This is a genomic window from Chryseobacterium sp. 2TAF14 (assembly GCF_052115105.1).
In the GTDB taxonomy this organism is placed as follows: domain Bacteria; phylum Bacteroidota; class Bacteroidia; order Flavobacteriales; family Weeksellaceae; genus Chryseobacterium.
The window spans coordinates 1-6,654 of record NZ_JBFRGA010000155.1 but is presented as its reverse complement, the minus strand read 5'-3'; the positions used below and the strand labels follow the sequence as shown (position 1 = coordinate 6,654).

The 6,654-nt window shown below is 33.8% G+C and carries 6 protein-coding genes and 5 tRNA genes; 6 read left to right on the top strand and 5 right to left on the bottom strand.

The window, feature by feature from the left end:
* The first annotated feature begins 193 nt into the window (after positions 1 to 193).
* The 4 genes from AB4Y90_RS14075 to AB4Y90_RS14060 all read left to right on the top strand — a co-directional run bounded on the left by AB4Y90_RS14075 (position 194) and on the right by AB4Y90_RS14060 (position 3,662).
* Positions 194 to 907, top strand: a complete 714-nt coding sequence (locus tag AB4Y90_RS14075; RefSeq protein ID WP_441558180.1) for a 3-ketoacyl-ACP reductase — start codon at positions 194 to 196, stop codon at positions 905 to 907.
* A gap of 658 nt (positions 908 to 1,565) precedes the next feature.
* Positions 1,566 to 2,393 (top strand): 50S ribosomal protein L11 methyltransferase, encoded by an 828-nt coding sequence (gene prmA / locus AB4Y90_RS14070; RefSeq protein ID WP_441558179.1) that lies wholly within the window; start codon positions 1,566 to 1,568, stop codon positions 2,391 to 2,393.
* A 44-nt stretch (positions 2,394 to 2,437) separates the two neighbouring features.
* Positions 2,438 to 3,280: an SH3 domain-containing protein gene (locus tag AB4Y90_RS14065; protein ID WP_441558178.1), complete on the top strand. Its 843-nt coding sequence runs from the start codon at positions 2,438 to 2,440 to the stop codon at positions 3,278 to 3,280.
* Between the two features lie 37 nt (positions 3,281 to 3,317).
* The gene (locus AB4Y90_RS14060) at positions 3,318 to 3,662 is read left to right on the top strand and encodes a hypothetical protein (RefSeq protein ID WP_441558177.1); all 345 of its coding nucleotides are present in this window, start codon (positions 3,318 to 3,320) and stop codon (positions 3,660 to 3,662) included.
* Positions 3,663 to 3,719: 57 nt separating this feature from the next.
* Here the strand turns inward: AB4Y90_RS14060 and AB4Y90_RS14055 are convergent.
* The 5 genes from AB4Y90_RS14055 to AB4Y90_RS14035 form a co-directional block, all read right to left on the bottom strand.
* Positions 3,720 to 3,793: transfer RNA gene (locus tag AB4Y90_RS14055), tRNA-Arg, on the bottom strand.
* A gap of 126 nt (positions 3,794 to 3,919) precedes the next feature.
* Positions 3,920 to 3,994: transfer RNA gene (locus AB4Y90_RS14050), tRNA-Pro, on the bottom strand.
* 670 nt (positions 3,995 to 4,664) lie between these two features.
* Positions 4,665 to 4,738 (bottom strand) — tRNA-Arg (locus AB4Y90_RS14045).
* Positions 4,739 to 4,770: 32 nt separating this feature from the next.
* Positions 4,771 to 4,845, bottom strand: a tRNA-Pro gene (locus AB4Y90_RS14040).
* A gap of 27 nt (positions 4,846 to 4,872) precedes the next feature.
* Positions 4,873 to 4,957, bottom strand: a tRNA-Ser gene (locus AB4Y90_RS14035).
* 136 nt (positions 4,958 to 5,093) lie between these two features.
* Between AB4Y90_RS14035 and AB4Y90_RS14030 the strand changes: the two genes are divergently transcribed.
* The gene (locus AB4Y90_RS14030) at positions 5,094 to 6,119 is read left to right on the top strand and encodes an N-acetylmuramoyl-L-alanine amidase (RefSeq protein WP_441558176.1); all 1,026 of its coding nucleotides are present in this window, start codon (positions 5,094 to 5,096) and stop codon (positions 6,117 to 6,119) included.
* 65 nt (positions 6,120 to 6,184) lie between these two features.
* A partial coding sequence (locus AB4Y90_RS14025; protein ID WP_441558175.1) for a lyase family protein occupies positions 6,185 to 6,654 on the top strand: 470 nt, incomplete at its 3' end.

Here is a 6,654-nt window from a genome sequence, read left to right as displayed (position 1 = left end):
TTGCTGGGTAGAACGCCTTTACAAACAAAATGTTTTTAGATTAAATTAAAAAAACTTCGTAAACATAATTTTGAATTTACATTTTTAAAAAGATCAGATAGAATTTAATGATGATTAATTTTCATTAAATCAAAAATATAAACAAATGTTTAAAAAAATGCTTTCGTAAATTTGCACCATTAAAATTTAAACAATGAATCTAAAGGGAAAAAACGCCATTATTACAGGTGGTGGAAGAGGTCTTGGAAAAGCAGTTGCTTTAATTCTTGCCCATGAAGGAGTAAATGTAGGGATCACAGGAAGAAACGAAGAAAACCTTAAAATGACAGTTGACGAAATCCGAAAAGTAGGTGTGAATGCTGCATATGCAGTTTTTAGCATAGATAATGAAATTCATGTGAAAGCAGGAATAGAATCGATCGCAGAGCAATTGGGCGGAGTAGATATTCTGATTAACAACGCAGGAATCGGTGATTTCGGTTCTATCGAAGAAATGCCTTCCGAAACTTGGGAACAGGTGATCAAAACCAATCTTTTTGGAGTTTATTATGCAGCAAAAGCTGTTTATCCGTATTTAAAAGAAAAAGGTGAAGGCGATATTATAAATGTGGCTTCAACAGCAGGTTTAAAAGGCGGACCAAACATGTCGGCTTATGCGGCATCAAAAGCAGCAGTCGTTTCTTTATCTCAGTCAATGATGGCAGAATGGAGAAAGCAAAACATTCGTGTGGTTACTTTAACGCCGAGTACAATTGCTTCTGATATGTCTATTCAAGGCGGTTTAACAGACGGAAATCCTGATAAAGTTCTTCAGCCTGAAGATTTTGCAGAATGGGTAAGAGATATTTTGAAAATGAACAGACGCGCTTTGATCGCAAACGGTTCTATTTTCTCTACAAATCCTTAATAGAAGCTAAAAACTAGATGTTAGAAATTAGTATTAGAAATGCTAAAATTCCCCTTATCTGAAGGGGTGGATTTTTGTGAAACAAAAAGACGGGGTAGTTAATAACATCAATATTAAAAATATCACGATACTTTAATATAATAACAATTGAGCGGGGCTTTTCCCGCTTTTTTATGTAAAGCCTGTCATTGCGAAGAGCGAAGCGATGAAGCAATCTAAAAAAGTACTTCGTCAAAATGACAAATTAATTGATCATCTTTGCTGGACAAAGCACCTTTACGCACGAAAAATATTTTCAATAATTTCAAAAAAACATTATGCAGTTTGCTTTAAAAAACAAAGAGCAACTGTTTCAAAAAATCTAAATATTTAGGAGCCTGTTTAAATTTATTGGAAAGCGCAAAGACGCAAGATTTGATAATAGTTCTCTATTTTTAAGACGCAAAGAGAAAATCAAAGATTTTCTTTTATAATGCTGATGATCAATTTTATCGAAGATAAAATCCTTGCGCCTTAAAGCGTATCGTTGAACAATTTTGCGCCTTTGCGAAAAACCAATTATGAAATTCATATTTATTAATTTTTAAACAGGCTCTAAATCTTTTAAAATCTTTAATCTTTCAATTTTTAATAATTATTTTTGCAACAAATTATTCATATGCAAAATTATTTAGAATTCGATTTCAGGATTTCTCCACTTCAGCCTTGGAACGAAATATTAATGGCAGAACTTATCGAGATAGGTTTCGACAGTTTTACAGAAGAAATTCATGGTATTTTAGGATATATTCAGAAAGATCTTTTCAACGAAGAAGATCTAAAAGCTTTACCGCTTTTCCAAAATAACGAAGTAAAAATAGAATACACTTTCATCGAAATGCCCAATATCAACTGGAATGAAGAATGGGAAAAGAATTTTGAACCAATCAACATTGACGATAAAGTTTTGATCAGGGCAGAATTTCATGAATCTGTGGAAGGAATGCACGAAATCATCATTCAGCCAAAAATGTCTTTTGGAACAGGGCATCATCCTACAACGCATCTGATGATCCAGCAAATGATGGATATCGATTTTAAGGACAAAAAAGTTTTAGATATGGGTTGCGGAACTTCAGTTTTGGCAATTTATGCAAAACAGATCGGAGCCGGAGATACAAAAGCCATCGATATTGACGAATGGTCGGTTGAAAATTCGAAAGAAAATGCAGAAAGAAATAATGTTGAATTGGATATCGAACAGGGAACTGCAGATAATTTGGGAARAGAAAATTACGATATAATTTTGGCAAATATCAACAGAAATATTTTGATTTCAGACATCCCGACATACGTTTCTGTATTGAATGAAGGCGGAAAATTATTGCTTTCAGGATTGTGCTTCTTCGATGTAGATGATATTCTGGAAGTTTGTAAAGAAAATAATTTAGAACTGAAAAAGAAATTGCAGCGTGAAGAATGGGTAAGTTTATTGCTTGAAAAATAAAGCCATAATTTTTTAGCCTCAACCTCAACCTTAACCTAATCAAAATGAAACCATTCATCTCCGTTTTATTTTTATGCCTCATTCAGTTTTTTTCTGCACAGGAAGAAGATTATGAGTATGCAAACGGAGTTTTTCAGTTTGAAGAAAATAAAACGCAGAAAATTTTTACCGACTTTACGAGAATCAGGCAGTCACCAAATGTTAATGCTCAAATTCTGGATTCCTTACAAACGAATCAGCCGGTTTTGGTTCTTAAAAAAGATGAAACCATCCTAAAATTGGGAGAAAGAAGAGCCAATTGGTATAAAATATCATATCAGAAAGGCGATAAAACTTTTGAAGGCTATGTTTGGGGCGGGAATCTTTGTGTAGGTTACAGATCTAAAAACGGATATGATTTTCTTTTCGGTCTAACGAAAACTATCAATAAGAAAAATCCTGACTTTGACGGAACTATTCAGCAAAATATTGCAGCCATCAAAATGCTTGAAAGAAATACTTTGATTGATGAAGTTTCTTTTGATACCGGTTCTGGCGAAAGTCTGAGCTACGCAACTTTTACTATTGAGAGCAATCATAAGCTGAAAAACGTAGAGTTCACTTTAAAAGCTATGGTTTCAGGAGAAGCCTGCGGAATTGCGAGTTACGATCAGTATGTTTTGGTGAAAGATAAAAAAATGATTACGCTTCCTCAATTAATGAACGTGGGAGATGCAGATGTTTATTATCACAGCGAGACATTTGTTTTTCCGAACGATAAAGGCGGAATTCCCAATGCTTTTATTTTTAGAATGGAAGAGATGGAAAAAGATGAAAAAGATCGAGAAAAGAAGAATAACGCATCAAAAACCTATCTTTGGAACGGCGATTCTTATCGACAGAAATAATTTTAATTATAAACTATAAAGCCACTGTATATTTATAGTGGTTTTTAAAAAATACATACTTGGTAAGATTCATTGGGAAAATGGTTTTGAAAATATAATAGGAGAAGTCGGAAGAGATTATTTACCAAAAGAAGATGTTGTAGATGAAAATCTTAAATCAATAAAAGAGTTGAAATTAACTCATGTTTTTCAAGTGAGTCACATTTATACAATTCATACATTCTTAGATGATGAAAGAATAATTGGAGTATTTTTAGATGAGAACACAGCTAATAAAGTTGTTGATAATCTTAAAGTAAAAAAAGGATTTATAGATCATCAGAAAGACTTTATAATTGGAAGATTTACTTTGAATAATCAATTATGGACCTCTGGGTTTTAAATGATATTTATTGGATATAAAACAAAAAAACTCACAATAAAAATTGTGAGTTTTAAGTGAGCGCGAAAGGATTCGAACCTTTGACCGTCTGCTTAGAAGGCAGATGCTCTATCCAGCTGAGCTACGCACCCATTTGTAATTTTTGAAAATTACTAAAGCTTTAAGCAATTGTATTCAGCTTTGACCGTTCCGAGAGTCGGAATGCTCTATCGCTGAATTATCCTATTGAATAATTTTGAAAAAATTATCGAAAACAGTCGGGGCGGCAGGATTCGAACCTGCGACCTCCTGGTCCCAAACCAGGCGCGATGACCGGACTACGCTACGCCCCGATTAAAGGTCATCTTTTTTAACAAGAATTACCTTGTTTTTTGTGGGTGCAAAGATAGAATATTTTTCTGTAAATCAAAATAAAATTTAAAATAATTTTAAATGAATTTTTGCTGTTTACTGTTTGGTTAATTTTACTTTACTAATAATCATTGTTTTAGATAGATCTAAAAAATGAAAAATAAAATCAATTTTATTCTTTTAAATGCTTATAAATTCCTGTGTTTGCAATTTTATATGGAGTTAAGAAATTTTAATTTAGGTTTTAAAATTAAAATTGGAATGCCCAAATTTTAAAAAATATATTTAATAAGAATTTCTTTGAGAAAAAATCTAAATTTGACGAAATGAAAAGTGAATATTATTAGTGCAAATATTCATCACAGTAAATTGAATCTGAAAAATATAATTAATTTTAGAAACAAAAAAACTCACAATAAAATGGTGAGTTTTAAGTGAGCGCAAAAGAAATGGCTTTGCCGAATCTTCGATTTCGAACCTTTGACCATTCCGATTAATCGGGATGCTCTCTATCCAGTTGGATTCTTAATTAATTTAAGAATTTTGATTTACTTTTCCATGATTTAAAGATTTAGGATAAATTGTGTATCACAAAACACATGGAATTAATGCAAACAAAAAAAACTCACAATAAAAATTGTGAGTTTTGTGTGAGCGCGAAAGGATTCGAACCTTTGACCGTCTGCTTAGAAGGCAGATGCTCTATCCAGCTGAGCTACGCACCCATTTGTAATTTTGAGAAAATTATCGAAAACAGTCGGGGCGGCAGGATTCGAACCTGCGACCTCCTGGTCCCAAACCAGGCGCGATGACCGGACTACGCTACGCCCCGAAAATATTATTTAATAAAAAGAAAAAGCGGAGGGTAAGGGATTCGAACCCTTGCGACACTTTCGCGTCGACAGTTTAGCAAACTGCTCCATTAACCACTCTGGCAACCCTCCTTTATTCTTTATTTTTTAATGATCGTTGTTCTGTTATTGCGAGTGCAAATATAGAATAGATTTCTTTATTTACCAAATAAAATTCAGAAAAAAATTGTGTATTTTTACACTGATAAACGATTAAAAAAGTAAACTAATGCGTAAAACATTATATATCATCGGCTTAAGTGTTTTCGTTTTTTCGTGTACCTCACAAAAAAATATTAAAAAAAACACCTACCGTCCCAAAACACCTGTCACACAGCCAAAAACTGCAACTAAACCTGTTACTCCGGAAAAAATTAAACCCCAAATTAAAAAAGAAAGCGGTGTAGAATTTTTCACTGCAAATATTGCAGACGCAACCAAAAATGACAACACAGCAAGCTACGGATCTATTGTTTCGGCAAAACCTGCAGGATATAAGGTGGTAAAAACATATTTCCCGGCTATTGCACAAAATTTCAGACAAAAATATCTTATTCTTCATTACACCGTTTTATCGGACGACAAATCTGTGACGGTTCTTACTCAACAAGGAGTTAGCGCACATTATCTGGTTAATAATTTAGGAGATAATGAAATCTATCAATTGGTTGACGAAAACAAACGTTCTTATCACGCAGGAGTAAGTGCGTGGCGCGCAGATAAAAACTTAAACGATACTTCAATTGGAATTGAGATTGTAAATATGGGTTATACTGCAGATGCAAGCGGTGTGAAAACATTTCAGCCGTTTAGCGATGATCAGATCAAAAAAGTGGCGGCTTTGGCAAAAGATATTGTAACGAGATATCAGATTCCTGCAACCAATGTTTTGGCTCATTCGGATATTGCCCCAACAAGAAAGCAAGATCCTGGTCCGCAATTTCCATGGAAAAAATTGTATGACGAATATCAGATCGGAATGTGGTATGACGAAGCTACAAAGCAAAACCTTCTTACTGAGGCACAAAATGATGTTTCAACGAGATATAATGATGCGCCGTTCATCTTTTTGGTGCAGACTGCATTGCAGAAGTTTGGCTACGAAATTTTTCCTAACGGAAAATGGGATGATGCTACCAAAAAAACAATCGAAGCATTGCAGTATCACTTCAGACCTCAAAACTATGACGGGATCATGGATGCCGAAACATGGGCAATTCTTCAGGCTTTAAATCAAAAATATCCAGCAAAATAAATTTTAAAGCGCATCTTCAGGGTGCGTTTTTTAAATACAATAATTAAACTATTAAATAATATTTAATGGAAAATTTCAGAAAAGAAAGTGATCTACTCGGTGAATTAAACGTACCAATAAACGCTTACTATGGAGTGCAGACTCAGCGGGCAATAGATAATTTTAAAATTTCAGGACAGCTTTTATCATCATATCCGGAATTTATCAAAGGTTTGGCTTACGTAAAAAAAGCGGCTGCCAAAACCAATTATGAATTAGGTCTTTTAGATCAGGATTTATACTTTAAAATTGCAGAAACGTGTGATGAGTTGATTAATGGACAACTGCATAACGAATTTCCGGTAGATATGATTCAGGGTGGGGCAGGAACTTCGATTAATATGAACGCCAACGAAGTTATTGCCAACCGGGTTTTAGAAAAATTAGGAAAAAATAAAGGTGAATACGAATTCTGTTCGCCAAACGATCACATCAATCTTTCACAATCTACCAACGATGCGTATCCTACAGCAATCAAAATGGGATTGTTGCATAT